Raw genomic sequence first — 17,450 nt, 5'->3', positions numbered from 1 at the left:
GAGAAATTATGACAGGTATTAGTGTATTTGATATGAGATTATTAGGTGATTCTTGGAGCACAAAAGCTATGCGTGATATTTTTTGTGAAGAAAATAGAATTCAAAAATGGCTTGATGTTGAAGCTGCACTTGCAAAAGCTCAAGCAAAGCTTGGCATTATCCCAGAAGCTGCAGCTACAGAAATAGCTAAAAAATCATTTTATAAATATATGGATATGGATTTTATATTTAATGAATATAAAAAGACAAAACATCCATTAGTTCCAACCGTTAGGGGCTTAGAAAAAGCTTGCGAGAATGGATATGGAGAATTTGTCCATTTTGGGGTAACTACTCAAGATATTATGGATACTGGGTTTGTTTTACAATTTAAAGAAGCTTTAAAGCTTATAAAAGATGATTTAAAAATCATAGCAAAATCTTTAAAAAAACTAGCAGTAGAGCATAAAAATACAGCTATGATGGGAAGAACTTTAGCGCTTCAAGCTCTTCCTATTACTTTTGGACATAAAGTTGCTATTTGGCTTGATGAGCTTAATAGACATTATGAAAGAATACTTGAATGCGAAGAAAGACTTTATGTAGGTCTTATAGTTGGTGCGGTTGGCACTAAAGCTAGTTTAAGTGATAAACATAATGAAGTTGAAAAACTAACAATAAAGAGTTTAGGATTAAAAGTTCCTTATATTTCTTGGCAACCAGCAAGAGATAGATTTATTGAGCTTGGATATGTATTAGCTAATATAAATGCTACTTTTAATAAAATAGCTCATCAGATTTTGATTTTATCTCATAATGAAGTAAATGAAGTGGCTGAACCATTTGGCAAAGGTCAAGTAGGAAGCTCTACAATGCCACATAAAAGAAATCCAGCAATAAGCGAAAATGCTGTAACAGTTAGCAATACTTTAAAAGCAAATATTGCAATTTTAAGCGATATTGAAAGACACGAACACGAAAGAGATGGACAAGTATGGAAAATGGAATGGAAATTACTTCCTGAAATCTTTTTAATGCTTTCTTGTGTTCTTGATAATATGAAAACAGCTTTAGGCGGATTAGAAGTTAAAAAAGATTCAATGTTAAATAACCTTAATACTTTAAAAGGTTTTGTTTTAGCCGAAAGGGTTATGTTTGCATTAAGTGAGCATTTTGGAAAACAACACGCTCATGAGATTGTATATGAAAATGCTATGATTGGAATTGAAAATAATAAAACATTCAAAGAAGTTTTATTAGCAGATAGTAGAGTAAGAGAAGTTTTAGATGAAAAATCAATAGATGCTTTACTTGATGCTACTACTTATGTTGGATATGCACCAAAATTAGTTGATGAGTTTTTAGAAAAAATTAAAAACGCAGAGATTTTAAAGGATTAATTATGCTTTATAGTGAAAAATTAGCTGAATTTGTAGTAAATAAAAGTTATGAAGATATACCAGCTGATGTAAAAACTAGAGCAAAAGAATTGATGTTAGATACCATTGGAGTTGCTCTTGCGGGTAGCAAAAATGATGCTATTTTAAAAACCATTAAGGCATTTAAAGAAGAGAATGCTAATACAAGCATTTGGGGTAGTGAATTTAAGGCTACCCCACTTAATGCTGCTATGATAAATGCTATGAGTTCTCATATACTTGATTTTGATGATACTCTAACAGAAGCTATACTTCACGCAAGTGCTATTTTAACCCCGCTTTGTCTTAGTTATGGATTTTCTAAAACAAATGATGGTAAAAAAATATTAAAAGCTTTTATTATGGGTTGGGAAGTTGCAGGAAGAATTGGGGTTGCTAGTAATGGGACATTTCATAAAAATGGTTTTCATACAAGTGCTATTGCTGGAGTTTTTGGAGCAAGTGCTGCAGCTTGTGTTATCAATGATTTAAATGTTTCGCAAACAATCAATGCTTTAGGTTTTGCTGCTAGTTTTGCAGGTGGGATAAATGAGTTTTTAAGTAATGGAAGCAATTCTAAAATACTTCATATAGCAAGTGCGGTTTTAAATGGAATTAGAGCTTGTGAATATGCAAAAGCTGGTCTTTTTGCTCCTGTTAGTATTTTTGAAGGTCGTGATAATATCTTTAGAGCATTTGGTATAGAAGATGAATGCGATAAGACAAGGCTTGATAAAAATTTAGGAAAAGATTATATGGTAAAAGAAGTATCAATTAAGCCATATCCAAGTTGTCATTTCGCACACGGGCTTATTGATTGTGCTAAAGAACTTAAAAATGATGGTTTAAAGCCTGATGATATAAAGGAGATTTTATGCTATGTAGATAGCGTTCCTATTTCTTTTATATGCGACCCTATAGATAAAAAACACAATCCAAAAACAGATTATGAAGCAAAATTTTCATTTGCGTATTTAATAAGTTATATGTTTATAGATGGTAAAGTGAATTTAAATTCTTATAATGAATTAAATCGTGAAGAGATTGTTAATTTTGCTAAAAAAATTAAATATGAAAAATATATTTCAGGTGGATTTCCAAAGTATTTTTGTGGCAAATTTAAAGCAACGCTTAATAATGGAAGCACTATTATTAAAGAAGTAAAAATTAATAAAGGTAATCCAGATAATGCTTTAAGTTTAGATGAATTACTTGAGAAATTTAATGCAAATGTAAATGATAAAAATCTTTCAGAAAAAATTAAAAAACAAGTCTTAGATTTAGAAAACATAAAAAGTTTTGAATAAATTAAAATTTATCGTTTTTAGATTATAATAATTTAAAAACGATAAAGGTTAAATATGTTTGTTAATAGAGAAAAACATTTAAAAACTTTAAACGATGAATTTAATAAAATTGGTTTTACTTTCACTATTCTTTATGGTAGGCGTAGGGTTGGAAAAACTAGACTTATTAAAGAATATATAAAAGATAAAAAAGCTTTTTATTTTTTATCAAGCCTTGAAAATATTAACATTACAATTAATAGAATGAAAGATGAATTAGCTAATTTTTATAATGATGATTTGTTAAAACAAATTCAAATAAATGATATTAAAACTTTATTTTTATATGTAGCAAATAAAATAGATGAAAAAATAATAATAGTAATTGATGAGTTTCAATATCTTGCAAAGCTTGATAATTCTATTCCATCGCAATTTCAGTATATTTGTGATGAGATATTTAAGAATAAAAATATTCATTTGATTTTATGTGGCTCAATTATTTCTATGATGTATGAATATACATTATCATATAATTCTCCTTTATATGGTAGAAGAACTAGTGCTATTAAGCTTGAAGCACTTGAGTTTAAGTATTTAAAAGATTTTTTTCCTAATAAAACTAAAAATGAACTTATAGAAATATATAGCGTCTTTTATAGTATTCCAAAATATCTTGAGCTTATAAATGATAAAGGGGATATTTATGAAAATATTAAAGGAAATATTTTAAATCCAAATTCATATTTATATAATGAAGCTAGTTTTGTATTGCAAAATGAAATCAATGAACCTATAACTTATTTTTCAATTTTAAAAATTATTGCTAGTGGAGAACACAAGATTGGAAATATTGCTAGTAAATTAGGTAAAAGTCCAAATAATATAACATCTTTTATAGATAAATTAATTGAGCTTGATATTATTTATAAAATTATTCCTATAACCGAACAAAATCCAGAAAAATCAAAAAAAAGTTTATATTTTATAAAAGATAATTTTTTAAGATTTTATTTTGCATATATATTTCCTTATAAATCTCAACTTGAACTTGATAATACAGATTATGTAATTAATATAATTAAGACAAGTTTTATGGAATTTATAAGTAGGGTGTATGAAGATTTAGCGATTAATTATCTTTTAAATACACATAAAGACCTTTTAAAATGCGGTAGATGGTGGGATAAAAATACAGAAATTGATGCGGTTGGGGTCGCTAAAGATTATTTAATAGTTGCTGAATGTAAATATAAAAATAAAGCAGTAGGAACTAATGTTTTAGAAGATTTAAAAGCAAAAGCTACTAAAATAGATAGTAATTTACCTATTAAAAAATATATTTTATTTAGCAAAAGCGGTTTTACAAATGATTTAAAAGCACTTGCTAGTGATGAAATACAATTAATTGAATTATTATAAATTTCGTATGTTTAAGGCATACGAAATTTAGTTTATAGGCTATATAAATTAGGCTTTCTTTGAGATATACAAGGCAAGGCTTTTCTAACTTCATCAATTTTATTAAAATCAATTTCAAATATTTGAATACCTTCATCAACGCCAAGTTTTATTTCTTCAAGTCCAAGTGGATTTATTAGGCACGAGCGACCTGTGTAGATATTACCTGTTTGATTACTAGCACATAAATATATTGTGTTTTCTAAAGCTCTTGTTTTAGTAAGTAGCATAAAATGTTCATCTTTATATTTGCCATCTACCCAAGCAGTAGGAACTAATACAAGCCTTGCACCATCAAGTGCTAAAGTTCTAGCAATTTCAGGGAAACGAAGTTCATAACACACCATTATCCCCATTTTGCCCCATTTTGTATCAAAGGCTTTTATTTTTTCATTACTTGCATTTATATCTTTACTTTCATCATAGCTAAAAGCATCGTAAAGGTGAGTTTTTGAATATTTATGGATTATTTTGCCACAATCAGCAAAAATTACACTATTTTTAGTTTTTTCATTATCTTTTTCATAAAAGCCAAAAACAACTGCGATATTTAACTCTTTACTTTTATTAATAATGCTTATTACAAATTCTTCATCAATATTTTGAGCAATGGTATTAAAATTAATCCCTTCATTACTAGGCACAAAAGCCTGTGAAGTTTCTGGAAACACCACAAGCTCAGCACCAAAAGATTTTGCCTTTTGCATAAAATCAATAATTTTTTCAAGGTTAATTTTATAATTTCTATCGGTTTTTATTTGAGCTAAAGCAATTTTTAATTTATTCATCATAAACCCTCAAAATATTTATTTGCACCTAAAATTTCGCTAAGTGGAATGCCTTTATCTATTTTTGCTTTTGTTTCAATTTCTCCTATTTGAACATTTATTGCTCTTTTGCCAAGTTCTTCAACATTATCAATATCTGGATTTAAAACTAGTATTCCATCATCATCAGCTATTATCAAATCTCCTGGATTTATAACAACATTATCAATAGCAATAGGAACATTAATTGAGCCTTCAATTCCTTTAATTCTAGTTGTTAAAGCACTAACATTTCTATACCAAACATTAACGCCAAGATTTTTAATAGCATTCAAATCAGTTACACAACCATCAATGATTACTCCACCAACTTTTTTGTGTCTTGCCATATAGCAAACTAATTCTCCAAAAGGTGCTCTTTCATAATCTTTATTAGTATCAATTACTACAATATCACCTTCATTTACAATATCAAATACTTTATGAACAGCAGTAGAATCAAGGTGTGGTATTCTAACGGTTATAGCAGTTCCTACTAATTTTTTTCCACTATGAAGTGGCTTTAAATTTCTAATAAAACCACAATCTTGCATATGTCCTATAGTTGAAGGGCAAACCTCTTTATAAAGATTAAGAATTTCATCTGAAACTTTACTAACTCTTTTGTTTAAAATAAACATTTTTTCTCCTTTTATTAAAATTAATTACTTTCTAAAGCATTGTCGGGTTTTACAAATAAATAAGCTATCATAGCAAGTGTTACAGGAATTATATTAAATAATATAGCTATATTCCATCCATATTTTTGTGCCATCCAGCCAACTAAAATAGGCGAAAACGCTGAACCTACATTTCCCCATAAATTCATCCAAGAGCTAACCGCTGCTGCTTGACTTCTACCTTTATCAGCTGCAACAGCCCAAGATACAACAACAGGAAGTCCTAAAAATCCAAAACCAAGACTTAAAAATAAAATACTAAGCATTGTATTTTCAACATATACAACTAAAAATAAGCATATATCAAATATTAAAAATCCAGCAACTGCTAAATAAGTTCTAGCTTTTTTAAAACTATTTGTAATTTTTAAAATCTTATCGCTTAATCCACCACCAAGTGCAACAAATATACAAATAGCAAGCCAAGGAGCTCCAGCGTAAAATCCCATAGCTTTTAAATCAAGCCCTTTAGCTTCTAGTAAGAATGTAGGAAGCCAAGTCATAAACATACCTGTCATATAAACACAAAAAAAGTATGCAATTCCAAGTGCATAAAATTCTTTATTTTTTAAGAATGCTTTCCAAGGAGTTTTTTTAATACTATCTACAAATCTTTCACTTTGAATATATAAAAGTTCGTCTTTACTAATAAATTTATTATCTTCAGGTCTTGATGAACTTATAAAATAATAAATCAAGGCGATTAAAATTCCAATCGCACCAAATACATAAAATACACTATGCCAACCATAATTATTGACAAGCCAAACAGATATAAATGGAGCAATTACTGGCCCAAAGTATGAACCTGCTAGTAAAAATGAAGCTGCTCTTGCTTTTTCTTTTTTGCCAAACCAGTTATTATTAAATGCTGCATTGCTAGGATATATAGGAGCTTCTCCTAAACCAAATAAAAATCTAACTACTAAAAGTAGCATAAATGTTCCTGCAAGTGGCGTTAAAATAGTAAAAATTGACCATAAAATTAATGCAAAAATAGTCATAAATTTATTGCCAAATTTTTGAATTAAAATACCACTTGGAATTTGAGCTGCGGCATAAGCTATAAAAAATGCAGAATTTAATAAGCCAAATTGAGTTTTATCTATATTAAATTCTTGCATCATAAAACTAGCAACGACAGAAATATTTGCCCTATCCATATAAGCGATTAAGCCTATTAGGAAAAATACAAAGGCTATAAGCCACCTAAATCTCATAATTTCTCCTTTTTTTTAAAATTAACTTATTTTCATTATATAAAAATAATAAAATTTTATTATTATTTTTTCTAAAATTAATAAAAATTTGTTACTTTTTGTAATATTTTATGAAAAAGTAAGAAAAATTAAGAAAATTTATTAAAAAAAATCAAAAAAATTATTATTTTAAGAAAATTTTAAAGATGGGGGGGGTATAATCAAATGATGATTTTTAAATAAAGGAGAAAAGATGAGCAATTTTGCTTTAATTTCGGTCTTAATAGCTTCTATTGCTTTAGTTGTGTTTTGTATTACAAAACTTAAAATCCACGCTTTTTTATCATTAAGCTTAGCAAGTATTTTTGTCGCACTTATAACTGGTGTTGATTTAACAAAAATTGGTTCTATTATTGAAAATGGAGTAGGTGGGACGCTAGGATTTTTAGCTGTTATTATTGGTTGTGGAAGTATCTTAGGAAAAATGTTAGAAGTTAGTGGCGGAGCGCAAAAAATAGCCCTATCATTACTAAATCTACTTGGTAAAAAAAGAGCTGATATTGTTATGATGTTGGTTGGATTTATTGCTGGTATTCCTGTATTTGTTGAGGTTGGATTTGTCTTATTAGTGCCTTTAGTTTTAGTTGTAGCTAAAGAAATAGGTGTTAGTAGAATAAAAATAGGCATAGCATTAGCAACTTCACTAATGGCAGTTCATTGTATGGTGCCACCACACCCAGCAGCTACTAGCATAGTAGCTACTTTAGGTGCTGATATAGGTCAAGTAATTTGGATGAGTATAGTTGTGGGTATGATATGTGCTTTTATAGGTGGGGTTTTGTTTTTGAAATTCTTTGATTTTTCAAAAGATAATGAGATGAGTGTTTTTGATAATACAAGTTCTACTTATAACTCTATGCCAAGCACAGCAATTACTTATTTTACAATACTTTTACCTTTAGTTTTAATGTTGCTTAAGACTTTAGTATTTAAAGATAATGCAGTATTTGCATTCATTGGAAATCCTATTATCGCATTATTAATAAGTGTTTTTGTAGCATACTATACTTTAGGCTTAAAGCAAGGCTATTCTATGCAAAATTTAATGGAATTTAGTTCTAATTCATTTATGCAAATTGCTTCAATTTTATTAATCATAGGAGCAGGTGGAGCTTTTAATGAGATATTAATTGCTTCAGGCATTGGCGAAGCATTAAAGCAGACTTTAGGAAGTTTGAGTTTAAATCCTGTATTTTTAGCTTGGTTAATTGCTATTATTTTACATGCTAGTGTTGGAAGTGCAACGGTTGCTATGATTAGTGCAGCAGGAATTGTCTTGCAAATGGATAGTAATGTTAGTAAAGAAGTTTTATGCCTTGCAATAGGAAGTGGTGCTATAGGTTTTACTATCGTAACAGATAGCTTATTTTGGCTAGTAAAAGAAAGCTTAGGAATGAGTGTAAAGGCTATGTTTAAATACTTTACAAGTGCGACTTTAGTAGCAAGTATAAGTGGTTTAATCTTAAGCTATGTTTTATCAATAATTTTATAAGGAGTAAAAATGTTAATTGAAAATCTAAAAGCAATGAAAGAAACAAGTTGGATTAATACAAATCTAAGTAATGATGTATTAAATGAATTAAACAAAGGTGCTATTAAGCTTGATAGAATTGATGATGCAAGGGCTAGACTTAATCGTTTTGCACCTTTACTTAAGATAATTTTCCCTGCTACAAATATTACTAATGGTATTATAGAAAGCCCATTAGCTTGTGTGAATAATTATAAAAAAGAGTTAGAAAAATTAAGTGGTGCTAGTATTCAAGGCGATGTTTATATAAAACTTGATTCGCATTTACCAATATCAGGCTCTATTAAGGCTCGTGGTGGAATATATGAAGTATTAAAACACGCAGAAGATTTGCTAATAGAAAATAATATGCTAAGTATTCAAGATGATTATTCAAAACTTGCCGAGCCAAAATATAAAGAATTTTTAAGTAAATATAAAATAGCAGTTGGCTCAACAGGTAATCTTGGTCTTTCAATAGGAATTATGAGTGCAAAACTTGGCTTTAAAGTAGAAGTTCATATGAGTGATTGTGCTAAAGAATGGAAGAAAAAAATGCTAAGAGAGCACGGATGCAGCGTGATTACTTATGAAGATGATTACGGCGTCGCAGTAGAGCAAGGAAGAAAAAGTTCTGAAAATAATCCGTATTGTTATTTTATAGATGATGAAAACTCGCATAATTTATTTTTAGGATATAGCGTTGCTGCAAAGAGATTAAAAGGACAATTTCAAGCATTAGATATTAATATCAGCAAAGATAGACCGCTTTATGTTTATCTTCCTTGCGGTGTTGGTGGTGGTCCTGGTGGGGTTGCTTATGGGCTTAAGGCTGAATTTTGCGATTGTGTAAAATGCTTTTTTGCTGAGCCAACGCATAGTCCTTGTATGATACTTGGACTTGCTACCGGAAAACATAATGAAATAAGTGTAGCTGATATTGGGCTTGATAATATTACGGCTGCTGATGGGCTTGCTGTTGGTCGTGCGAGTGGTCTTGTAGGTAAAGTGCTTGAGCGTGTAATTGATGGAAGCTTTACGGTAAGTGATGAGAATATGTATAGATATTTAAGCTTACTTGCATCTAGCGAAGGTATTAAGCTTGAGCCTTCGGCTTTAGCTGGAGTTAAAGGCTTAATGATTTCTAATGAGCTTAAAACTGAACACAAAAACGCAATTCATCTAATATGGGCAACAGGTGGAAGTATGGTGCCAGACGCTGAAATGGCTGAATTTATTAAAACAGGAGATGAATTATTATAAAATAAGCCCTAAAATAGGGCTTATAATTACTTTACGCAACTATAATTTACAAAACATTTACCGAGGGCTTTATGAATCAACAAACAAGAACAGAATATATAAAATTAGTGCATTTTTTAGCACAAGCTTTAGGCAAGGATTATGAAATAGTTTTGCACGATATAAATGATGATGGAATGAGTATTGCAGAAATTGCTAATAATCACATAAGCGGAAGAAGTATTAATTCTCCTATTACAGGATTTGCACTTGAGCTTGTTAATAAAAAGATTTATGAAGAAAGAGATTTTTTAAGCAATTATAAAGCAAGTGCAGGTGGAAAAAATATAAGAGGTAGCACATTTTTTATCAAAGAAGGCAATAAATTAAGTGGAATGCTATGTATAAACTACGATAAAAGTAGAATGGAAAATATAGCAGCACAATTATTAGGTAGTGATATACCTGTAGAAGAAGCTGCTTATGAAGAAGTTTTGAGCCTTGATTTAAATGAGCTAATTCAAGAATTAACAGGGCTTAGCGTAAATGAGCTAAAAAATACTAATCTAAAACCAAAACAAAGGCAAATAATAGTAGATAAAATCTATGAAAAAGGTATTTTTAATATAAAAGGCTCAATTACAGAAATAGCTAATCTTTTAAATCTTTCAGAATCAAGCATATATCGTTGTATAAACAAATCTAAACAAAAATTTTAATCAAGCATAAACGCTTGATTAAGTTAAATTCCATTAGTATTTAGTGCTAAAATCTCAATAGTAATTAATATTAAAGGTATTTTTATGAAAGTAATTTTTGGCCCAGTTAATTCAAGAAGATTTAAAAAATCTTTAGGTATAGATTTAAGCCCTAATGAGAAATGTTGTAATTTTGATTGTTTATATTGTGAACTTGGAAAAGCTAAATTAAGATATGAAAATAAATCAAATTTAAGTGTTGAATATATAATAAATGAGTTAAAAGAAGCTTTGAAAATACATAAAGATTGCGATTATATAAGCATTAGTGCAAATGGCGAACCTACTTTATATCCATATTTAGATGAATTGATTATAAAAATAAATGAAGTTAAAAAGAATGCAAAATCATTAATTTTGAGTAATGCAAGCACAATTTTTGATAAAAATATTCAAAAGGCATTATTAAATCTTGATAGCGTTAAACTAAGCATTGATAGTGTAAATCCTAAGGTATTTCGCAAAATTGATAGAACGAATATAGATATAAATAAAATAGTTCAAGGTATAAAAGAATTTAGTCAAATTTATAAAGGTGAGTTGATTTTAGAATGCTTGGTTTTAGATGGTATTAATGATGATGAAAAGGATTTTATTGCTTTAAATGATATTTTAAAGGATATTAAAGCAACTAGACTTGATTTAGGAACTATTGATAGACCGAGTGATTATAATGTAAAGGCTGCAAGTTTTGAGAAATTAAGCAAATTGGCTAGTTTGATAACTAATATAAAAGTTAATATTATGAGTAGAAAAACTAATATAAATAAATATGATGATTTGCTTAAAACTATTAGTTTAAGACCATTAAGCTCACAAGAAATTGATGAAAAAGATATAAAAATGTTAGATGAATTAGTAGATAAAAATATAATAAAATGTGTGAAAATAAATGATATTAATTTTTATAAATTAAACAAATCAAATTCTAATTAATATAAAAGCTATTGTGATTAATTTACTTATTTTAAGTGTATTTATAAACCAAGTGCGAATGAAAGAAAAAGGGCTTGATTTTAACATCAAGCTTTGTTATATCAATATTAAAATTATTTAAAAAATATTCATACAAAAGCGAATAGTTAGAATTATTCATATAAATACAAATAATATTCTCATCATCTTCTATTAGTAAAATATCATAAAATCTTTGATTATTTAAAGTAAAAATTTTATAAATATTTTTAAAAAATACTAAAAGTATAAAATTACAAACACTTATAAAAATATAAAATATACTTAAAAAATTATTTAATTTATATAATTGTTGTTTGCTTTGAATATTAAGGCAGGTTTTATAGATTTTAGCATTTTTTAAATATATTGTTTTTTCTTCTTCATTAAGCTCATCTCTTTGCCTACAACTATGATTAACAAAATGTATAAAATCCTTATGAAAATATATAATATTAGGTTTTTTAAACTTATAATGCAAATATCTCTCATCAAAATATGCAGCAATAATAAATAAATTAATACTAGAAACTTTCATAGAAAAATTTCCAATATACATAAAAACACAAAAACAAATAAACAAAGCGCTAGAATGAACTAAGCTAGTAATATAAGCGTTTTTATCTTTTAAAGAAAATAAAGGCGTAAAATTACTAGAAGTTAAATATTCGCTCAAATTTTCTCCTTTTTTAAATTTGTTTCACAATGTAAAGATTCTAATTCAGTAAATGTATAAGGGTATGCCCTTGTGTAAAGATAATATGCGTTAGATACAATATTTGCAATACTATGTATATAAATTTCATATGTTGGATATGCATTATAATAGTAAATCTTATAAACCAAAAAATAATCTCTTTCTTTGTAATTTATCGTAAAAATTCTTTGTGTAAGCTCATGAAAATCTGTTGATATTTTTATTCTATTAGATTTTTTTATGACATCTAACAGATTTTTATTTTTAATAGGATGATTGCAAAAATCTTTTTCTATAAACAAAATATTTCCAAATTCTCCTGATAAGGCTAAATAATTTTTATCATCTAAAACTACATCGCCAATAGTTATATTTTTGTGTTTTTTTATGTATTTTTTACCCTTAATTTTACTTGCAAAATAGAGCTCTCCATTTTTATCAACTTCATAAAAAGAATAACTCACATCATTATCAACACCATAGATATTATCACGCCCTATATCTTTATAAACTTTTCTATCAAGCCCTAAATCCCAGCAGTATTTAAGAGTGTCTTTTACTTCTTGGCTTGTGTAAGGCTTAGCATCTATAATTTTTGGCTTAATTTTTATATATTTGTATCTAAAAAAATTTTGCCAAAAATTATTTATTGATATCTCTTCACAATCTACTGTGCATTTACGCTTATAACAATCAGTTGAGTTTTCTTGAATTATTTTTATATGTTCTATTAATTCTTTAGGATAGGTTTTTGAGTTTTCAAGACTAGTGTTAAGCTCTTTTATTCTAGTTTTATAAGAATTTATAATGCAATTATTATCATCTTTACAATCACTAATACTTTTTAAAAATTCATCTTGGTCTTGTCTTATTTCTTTTGTAATATAAGGAAAGCTTTTATAAATACTATCTAGCTCTATTTTTAACTTATTTATTTGATATGAATAAATATTTGTAATTAGTAAAATCATTAATATTTTAAACATAACTCTCCTTTATTTTTCATATCATAGCATTATTTAAGAATATTTCTTGGTTTATAAATGTGTTTAAAAGTTAAAATATGATTTTAAATTCTTAGAATTTAAAATGGATAATTAAATATTTTTAATACTTTTAATGTGTTTTTATGAATATGAGTAATTATAGTGAAATTAAGCTAGGAAAACCTAGCTTAATTTTTTAATGTAGTTCTTTCCAGATTGCGTTTTTCCAAGCATAAGCTAATATTGCTAATAATGCAAAATAAGCCATTATTTTGTATCCTAAATCTTCGCGTTCAGCTTTTTTACTATCTCCAACGCTAGTTAAATAAGCAACAACATCATTTTGAGCTTGTTCGTTAAGTCCAACTCTAGGCATTGCAGTTCCTGGAAGTTGTTTTTGAGTATCGTTTATAAATTTATGTAAATACTCATCTCCTTTAGCACGAATTATTATTGATAAATCAGGTGGCGTTGAACCCATATAATCTTTTAAATCTCCGCCATTTACTTTAGCAATAAAACCATCGTATTTAACATCATGACATCTTCCGCAAGCTTCTTCAAAGATAACTTTTTTGTTCTCAAAATTAATTTTTGCAACTTTTTCGCTATCGCTTAATTTACTTGCATTTATTTCATTAGCAATTTTTGCTTTTTTTGCTTCAAGAGCAGCTTTTCCGATACTATTTAAATATCCTACTATATTAGCAACTGATTGAGCATTTTCATCACTTATACTGCCATCATCTTCTAAAAATGCTGTCATCATAGGGTGTGGATTTTCATCATTATATTTTTTGTTATTTTTCATAGCAAGTGCAGGATTAAGAGAAATTGCCATTAAGAATTTACTATCATAAATAGCTCCTGCTGTGCTTAAATCAGGATAAATAATACCTTGAGCGCTAATTCCATCATCAGCAGCTACTAATTCATCAAATTCAACTCTATGACAGCTAGCACAATTAGCTTCAAAATCAGCCTTTCCAGCTTCAACATCAGTTTTTAAACTAGCTATTTTATCAACATTAGCCCAAAGTTTTTTAGTATCTTCTAATTTTTTTGTAGCAAAATCAATATCATCTTTTTTACCACTTTCATTAGCTTTTTTTAATTCAACTTCAGCTTGAGCTATATCGCCTGCTTTAAAATCAAAATTAACTTCGCTAGTATGTTCGTGCATTTGTGAATGAGCGTAAGGCTCAACTCCCCAATAAACAATACCTGTGAATACAACTAATATTGCAAATATTTTTAACTCTTTCATTACTTAGCCTTTCTTTCCATAAGAGTAATTACTGGTAAAACTACTATTAATAATGCTAAAAATGTAACAGAAGCAATAGTTGCTATTGTATTATTAATTCCAACAGGAGGTAATTTACCATAAATAGTAAGAACAATCATATCAATTACTAATAGCCAAAACCATACAAAAAATGCTCCACGCTTATGTGCAGGCGCTACTACATTTGAGCGGTCTAGGAATGGTAATACAAAGAAAATTACTTGAGCTATACCAAAGCAAGCAAGACCAACTTCATAAGAAAATCCTCTTAAGATTTCATAACTCCATAAGAAATACCATTCAGGATAAATATGTGGTGGAGTTTTAAGTGCATTTGCTGGTTCAAAGTTAATTGGATCCATAGCAAAATCATAGTGAAAGCATACTAGATAAAAATAGAAAATCATAAATAAGCAAACATAAAAAATATCTTTACATAAGAAATCAGGCCAAAATGATATAACTTTCGCTTCTTTTTTCTTGCCAGCTAAATATTTTTCAGCTTCTAAATCAAAATCAATTTCTTCAGCAATTTCGTTATTTACATGTGGAAATCTTAAAGCATAAAAGTGAATTGCAACAAATGCAATAACAACTATTGGTAATAAGCAAACATGTAGCATAAAAAATCTATTTAATGTAGCATCTCCAACAGCGTAATCACCTCTAATCCATTCAACTAATTCAGGTCCTATGAAAGGAATACCACCAAAAAGATTAGTAATAACCATAGCAGCCCAATAGCTCATTTGTCCCCAAGGTAGCATATAACCACTAAATGCTTCAGCAGAGAATAATACGAATAATACCATACCACTTATCCAAATGATTTCACGACCTTTTTTATAAGAGCCATAATAAATACCTGTTAATAAGTGTATATACATTACTAAAAATACTACCGACGCAGCAACCCCGTGCATATGTCTCCATAGCCAACCATATTCAACTTCTTGCATAATAGTTTTATTTACACTATCAAAAGCAAGTGCAACATCAGGTTTATAATACATTACAAGTAAAAGTCCTGTAATAAATAGTATTGCAAACATAGTAAGTAAAATTACTCCCATTGCCCATAAAAAGTTAATTTTCTTAGGAATCCAGTATTGTGTCATCATAACTTGCATAAATTTTTTGATAGCAAGTCTTTGATCTAGCCAATCAACAATTCCATTTGATTTTTCAAAATGTGCCATGATTAAGCCTTTCCTACATTTTTCATAATTTCTTCATACTCTTTGCCAACTTCTCCTAAAACTAATTTAGTTCCATCAATTGAAAAAGGTGGAATTTCAAGTGGTTTAGGAGGTGGTCCTGACATATTTTTTCCGCTTACATTAAATTTTCCACCATGACAGGCACAAACAAATTCTTTATCAGCTGAATGATATGCTGGAATACAACCTAAATGAGTGCATAGTCCAATTACTACCGTATATCTTGCATCTCCTGCTATTATATCTGTATTGCTTTGTTCCATATCACTTGATTTTTTTAGAATGAATATTGGTTTTTTTCTCCATTCAACAGTTCTTAGCTCTCCATCAGCTAAAGGCGATAAATCAACGGTTGTAAAACCTGCTGCTTTTACACTAGGAAGTGGATCCCAAGTTTTTTTCATACCCACTAGTGTAAAAACACCACCAACAGCCGCAGCAGCGCCTAATGTAAAGCCCATAAAGCTTCTTCTACTAGCCATACTTATCCTTTCATAAAATTTGAAAATAAATAGCTAGTTTAGTGAAAATTGGGTAAATATTACAAGAGTATATTATTATTAATAGTTTTGGAATATTATTTGCTATGGGATTTTTGCATTTTAATTTAAGGAGAGAAAATGGAATTTTATAAATCTAAACCATTGATTGTAAGTGCCTTAGCCGGTAGAGATTTAAGAAATAAATTAATTAGCTCAAACATAGCTAATATTGATACTCCTTTTTATAAATCAAGAGATATTGATTTTGAAACAGCCTTAAACGAAAATGCAAATAAACTTTACAAAACTACACAAAATGCACAAATTGCAGCTACAAATTTTATGCATTTTGGAAAAGGTATGAGTAATAAACTAGCAGTTACTAATGAAAGGCATTTACAACCATTAGAATTTGAAAATAGCGAAAATGGAACTATTTTTGCTAGAGATGGACATTTGCAAAGAAATGATGCAAATACCGTTGATTTAGATGTAGAAACAAGTGAATTAAGCAAAAACGCAATTATGATTAGTGCGCTTGATTCTGTGCTAAAAAAACAAAGTGAAGTTGTAAGAACTATAATTGAGAGTAGTTCTAAATTAAGTTAAGGGATAATTTATGGCATTTTTAAGCGATTTTGATATTAGTGGATATGGACTAAGCGCTCAAAGATTTAGAATGAATTTAATTAGCTCAAATATAGCTAATGCAAATACTACTAGAACAAATGAAGGTGGTCCTTATAGAAGGCAAGATGTAGTATTTAAAGCCGTTAATTTTGATGATGTTTTAAATGAAGAAATTAATTCTAAAAATAGTTTTTTTGAGTATGAAAATCCTTTAAATGACCCTGTAAATTTTCCTGAAGCAAAGCCTGCTGTTATGGGTGTAGTAGTAGATAAAGTAGTAAGAGATGATAAGGATTTTATATTAAAATACGAGCCAAATCATCCCGATGCAAATGCTAAAGGATATGTAGCATATCCTAATATAAATCCTGTTGTAGAAATGAGTAATTTAATTGAGGCAACAAGGGCTTATCAAGCAAATGTGGCAGCATTTACAAGTGCTAAAACAATAGCTCAAAGTGCTATTGATTTATTAAGATAGGAATTTAAAATATGAATAATATTAAAATCAATCCAAGTTTGATTCAAAGTATTGAAAATACCAAATCAAATTCTAATAAAGTTGATAATGGTTTTTCATTTGCAGATGCTTTAAAACAAGAATTAGAAGAGCTAAATAAAGAACAAATTGTATCAGATAAAGCTATGGCTGATGTAGCTACTGGAAATGTGAAAGATTTACATCAAGCAGCTATTGCTATTAACAAGGCTGAAACAAGTATGAAATTTATGTTAGAAGTTAGAAATAAAGCTATTAACGCATACAAAGAGATAAGTAGAACTCAAATATAAAA

Annotated in this window: 18 protein-coding genes; 10 read left to right on the top strand and 8 right to left on the bottom strand. The window is 28.4% G+C overall.

Features of this window, described 5'->3' with window-relative positions:
* Positions 1-8: 8 nt before the first annotated feature.
* From purB to AVBRAN12654_RS04775, 3 genes are read left to right on the top strand one after another with little or no spacing between them, the layout of a single operon-like run.
* On the top strand, positions 9-1,379 hold the full coding sequence (gene purB, locus AVBRAN12654_RS04785) for an adenylosuccinate lyase (protein ID WP_214117876.1): 1,371 nt from the start codon (positions 9-11) through the stop codon (positions 1,377-1,379).
* A gap of 2 nt (positions 1,380-1,381) precedes the next feature.
* Positions 1,382-2,704: an MmgE/PrpD family protein gene (locus tag AVBRAN12654_RS04780; RefSeq protein ID WP_336608047.1), complete on the top strand. Its 1,323-nt coding sequence runs from the start codon at positions 1,382-1,384 to the stop codon at positions 2,702-2,704.
* Between the two features lie 54 nt (positions 2,705-2,758).
* Entirely contained in the window at positions 2,759-4,105 is a 1,347-nt protein-coding gene (locus tag AVBRAN12654_RS04775; RefSeq protein ID WP_336614028.1) for an ATP-binding protein, read from the top strand.
* A gap of 32 nt (positions 4,106-4,137) precedes the next feature.
* On the opposite strand, the gene AVBRAN12654_RS04770 is transcribed toward AVBRAN12654_RS04775, so the two are convergent.
* The 3 genes from AVBRAN12654_RS04770 to AVBRAN12654_RS04760 are packed head-to-tail and all read right to left on the bottom strand — an operon-like array spanning position 4,138 to position 6,850.
* Positions 4,138-4,932 carry a nitrilase-related carbon-nitrogen hydrolase gene (locus AVBRAN12654_RS04770; protein ID WP_336614027.1) on the bottom strand — a complete coding sequence of 265 codons (795 nt, stop codon included), beginning with the start codon at positions 4,930-4,932 and terminating at the stop codon, positions 4,138-4,140.
* Positions 4,932-5,591: an RraA family protein gene (locus AVBRAN12654_RS04765; RefSeq protein ID WP_336614026.1), complete on the bottom strand. Its 660-nt coding sequence runs from the start codon at positions 5,589-5,591 to the stop codon at positions 4,932-4,934. The genes AVBRAN12654_RS04770 and AVBRAN12654_RS04765 overlap by 1 nt, the downstream gene beginning before the upstream one ends.
* Before the next feature lie 20 nt (positions 5,592-5,611).
* Positions 5,612-6,850 (bottom strand): MFS transporter, encoded by a 1,239-nt coding sequence (locus tag AVBRAN12654_RS04760; RefSeq protein ID WP_214117871.1) that lies wholly within the window; start codon positions 6,848-6,850, stop codon positions 5,612-5,614.
* A gap of 232 nt (positions 6,851-7,082) precedes the next feature.
* Here AVBRAN12654_RS04760 and AVBRAN12654_RS04755 point away from each other — a divergent pair, with 232 nt between their 5' ends.
* The 4 genes from AVBRAN12654_RS04755 to AVBRAN12654_RS04740 all read left to right on the top strand — a co-directional run bounded on the left by AVBRAN12654_RS04755 (position 7,083) and on the right by AVBRAN12654_RS04740 (position 11,335).
* Complete coding sequence (locus tag AVBRAN12654_RS04755; protein ID WP_336614025.1) at positions 7,083-8,381, top strand: GntT/GntP/DsdX family permease; 1,299 nt, start codon at positions 7,083-7,085, stop codon at positions 8,379-8,381.
* Between the two features lie 9 nt (positions 8,382-8,390).
* Positions 8,391-9,662, top strand: a complete 1,272-nt coding sequence (locus AVBRAN12654_RS04750; RefSeq protein WP_336614024.1) for a D-serine ammonia-lyase — start codon at positions 8,391-8,393, stop codon at positions 9,660-9,662.
* A gap of 71 nt (positions 9,663-9,733) precedes the next feature.
* Positions 9,734-10,360 (top strand): helix-turn-helix transcriptional regulator, encoded by a 627-nt coding sequence (locus tag AVBRAN12654_RS04745; RefSeq protein WP_214117868.1) that lies wholly within the window; start codon positions 9,734-9,736, stop codon positions 10,358-10,360.
* Between the two features lie 84 nt (positions 10,361-10,444).
* A complete protein-coding gene (locus AVBRAN12654_RS04740) occupies positions 10,445-11,335 on the top strand; it encodes a radical SAM protein (RefSeq protein ID WP_336614023.1) in 891 nt (296 codons plus the stop codon).
* 31 nt (positions 11,336-11,366) lie between these two features.
* Here AVBRAN12654_RS04740 and AVBRAN12654_RS04735 read toward each other — a convergent pair whose 3' ends face one another.
* The 5 genes from AVBRAN12654_RS04735 to AVBRAN12654_RS04715 all read right to left on the bottom strand — a co-directional run bounded on the left by AVBRAN12654_RS04735 (position 11,367) and on the right by AVBRAN12654_RS04715 (position 16,026).
* Positions 11,367-12,029, bottom strand: coding sequence for a hypothetical protein (locus AVBRAN12654_RS04735; protein ID WP_336614022.1), 663 nt, complete (start codon positions 12,027-12,029; stop codon positions 11,367-11,369).
* Entirely contained in the window at positions 12,026-13,036 is a 1,011-nt protein-coding gene (locus AVBRAN12654_RS04730; RefSeq protein WP_336614021.1) for a hypothetical protein, read from the bottom strand. Before AVBRAN12654_RS04730 ends, AVBRAN12654_RS04735 begins: the two co-directional genes overlap by 4 nt.
* A 196-nt stretch (positions 13,037-13,232) precedes the next feature.
* On the bottom strand, positions 13,233-14,303 hold the full coding sequence (locus tag AVBRAN12654_RS04725; RefSeq protein WP_336609797.1) for a c-type cytochrome: 1,071 nt from the start codon (positions 14,301-14,303) through the stop codon (positions 13,233-13,235).
* A complete protein-coding gene (locus AVBRAN12654_RS04720; protein ID WP_214142682.1) occupies positions 14,303-15,523 on the bottom strand; it encodes a cytochrome b in 1,221 nt (406 codons plus the stop codon). Before AVBRAN12654_RS04720 ends, AVBRAN12654_RS04725 begins: the two co-directional genes overlap by 1 nt.
* Before the next feature lie 2 nt (positions 15,524-15,525).
* Positions 15,526-16,026 carry a Rieske 2Fe-2S domain-containing protein gene (locus tag AVBRAN12654_RS04715; RefSeq protein ID WP_214117862.1) on the bottom strand — a complete coding sequence of 167 codons (501 nt, stop codon included), beginning with the start codon at positions 16,024-16,026 and terminating at the stop codon, positions 15,526-15,528.
* A gap of 138 nt (positions 16,027-16,164) precedes the next feature.
* On the opposite strand from AVBRAN12654_RS04715, the gene AVBRAN12654_RS04710 reads away from it, so the two are divergent.
* The 3 genes from AVBRAN12654_RS04710 to fliE are packed head-to-tail and all read left to right on the top strand — an operon-like array spanning position 16,165 to position 17,448.
* Entirely contained in the window at positions 16,165-16,635 is a 471-nt protein-coding gene (locus AVBRAN12654_RS04710; RefSeq protein ID WP_214117861.1) for a flagellar basal body rod protein FlgB, read from the top strand.
* 10 nt (positions 16,636-16,645) lie between these two features.
* Positions 16,646-17,137 (top strand): flagellar basal body rod protein FlgC, encoded by a 492-nt coding sequence (gene flgC, locus AVBRAN12654_RS04705; RefSeq protein ID WP_214117860.1) that lies wholly within the window; start codon positions 16,646-16,648, stop codon positions 17,135-17,137.
* Between the two features lie 11 nt (positions 17,138-17,148).
* Positions 17,149-17,448, top strand: a complete 300-nt coding sequence (gene fliE / locus AVBRAN12654_RS04700) for a flagellar hook-basal body complex protein FliE (protein WP_214117859.1) — start codon at positions 17,149-17,151, stop codon at positions 17,446-17,448.
* The last annotated feature ends 2 nt before the right edge of the window (positions 17,449-17,450 follow it).

The organism is Campylobacter sp. RM12654 (assembly GCF_020137585.1).
GTDB lineage: Bacteria > Campylobacterota > Campylobacteria > Campylobacterales > Campylobacteraceae > Campylobacter_E.
The sequence above is the reverse complement of the archived record's forward strand: the minus strand, read 5'-3'. Positions and strand labels throughout refer to the sequence as shown.

Coding starts and splice junctions, on each gene's coding strand:
- AVBRAN12654_RS04750 (WP_336614024.1), top strand. CDS start 8,391: ATGTTAATTGAAAATCTAAAAGCAATGAAAGAAACAAGTTGGATTAAT.
- AVBRAN12654_RS04740 (WP_336614023.1), top strand. CDS start 10,445: ATGAAAGTAATTTTTGGCCCAGTTAATTCAAGAAGATTTAAAAAATCT.
- AVBRAN12654_RS04770 (WP_336614027.1), bottom strand. CDS start 4,932: ATGAATAAATTAAAAATTGCTTTAGCTCAAATAAAAACCGATAGAAAT.
- fliE (WP_214117859.1), top strand. CDS start 17,149: ATGAATAATATTAAAATCAATCCAAGTTTGATTCAAAGTATTGAAAAT.
- AVBRAN12654_RS04725 (WP_336609797.1), bottom strand. CDS start 14,303: ATGAAAGAGTTAAAAATATTTGCAATATTAGTTGTATTCACAGGTATT.
- AVBRAN12654_RS04775 (WP_336614028.1), top strand. CDS start 2,759: ATGTTTGTTAATAGAGAAAAACATTTAAAAACTTTAAACGATGAATTT.
- AVBRAN12654_RS04760 (WP_214117871.1), bottom strand. CDS start 6,850: ATGAGATTTAGGTGGCTTATAGCCTTTGTATTTTTCCTAATAGGCTTA.
- AVBRAN12654_RS04720 (WP_214142682.1), bottom strand. CDS start 15,523: ATGGCACATTTTGAAAAATCAAATGGAATTGTTGATTGGCTAGATCAA.
- AVBRAN12654_RS04710 (WP_214117861.1), top strand. CDS start 16,165: ATGGAATTTTATAAATCTAAACCATTGATTGTAAGTGCCTTAGCCGGT.
- AVBRAN12654_RS04715 (WP_214117862.1), bottom strand. CDS start 16,026: ATGGCTAGTAGAAGAAGCTTTATGGGCTTTACATTAGGCGCTGCTGCG.
- AVBRAN12654_RS04745 (WP_214117868.1), top strand. CDS start 9,734: ATGAATCAACAAACAAGAACAGAATATATAAAATTAGTGCATTTTTTA.
- AVBRAN12654_RS04730 (WP_336614021.1), bottom strand. CDS start 13,036: ATGTTTAAAATATTAATGATTTTACTAATTACAAATATTTATTCATAT.
- AVBRAN12654_RS04780 (WP_336608047.1), top strand. CDS start 1,382: ATGCTTTATAGTGAAAAATTAGCTGAATTTGTAGTAAATAAAAGTTAT.
- purB (WP_214117876.1), top strand. CDS start 9: ATGACAGGTATTAGTGTATTTGATATGAGATTATTAGGTGATTCTTGG.
- AVBRAN12654_RS04755 (WP_336614025.1), top strand. CDS start 7,083: ATGAGCAATTTTGCTTTAATTTCGGTCTTAATAGCTTCTATTGCTTTA.
- flgC (WP_214117860.1), top strand. CDS start 16,646: ATGGCATTTTTAAGCGATTTTGATATTAGTGGATATGGACTAAGCGCT.
- AVBRAN12654_RS04765 (WP_336614026.1), bottom strand. CDS start 5,591: ATGTTTATTTTAAACAAAAGAGTTAGTAAAGTTTCAGATGAAATTCTT.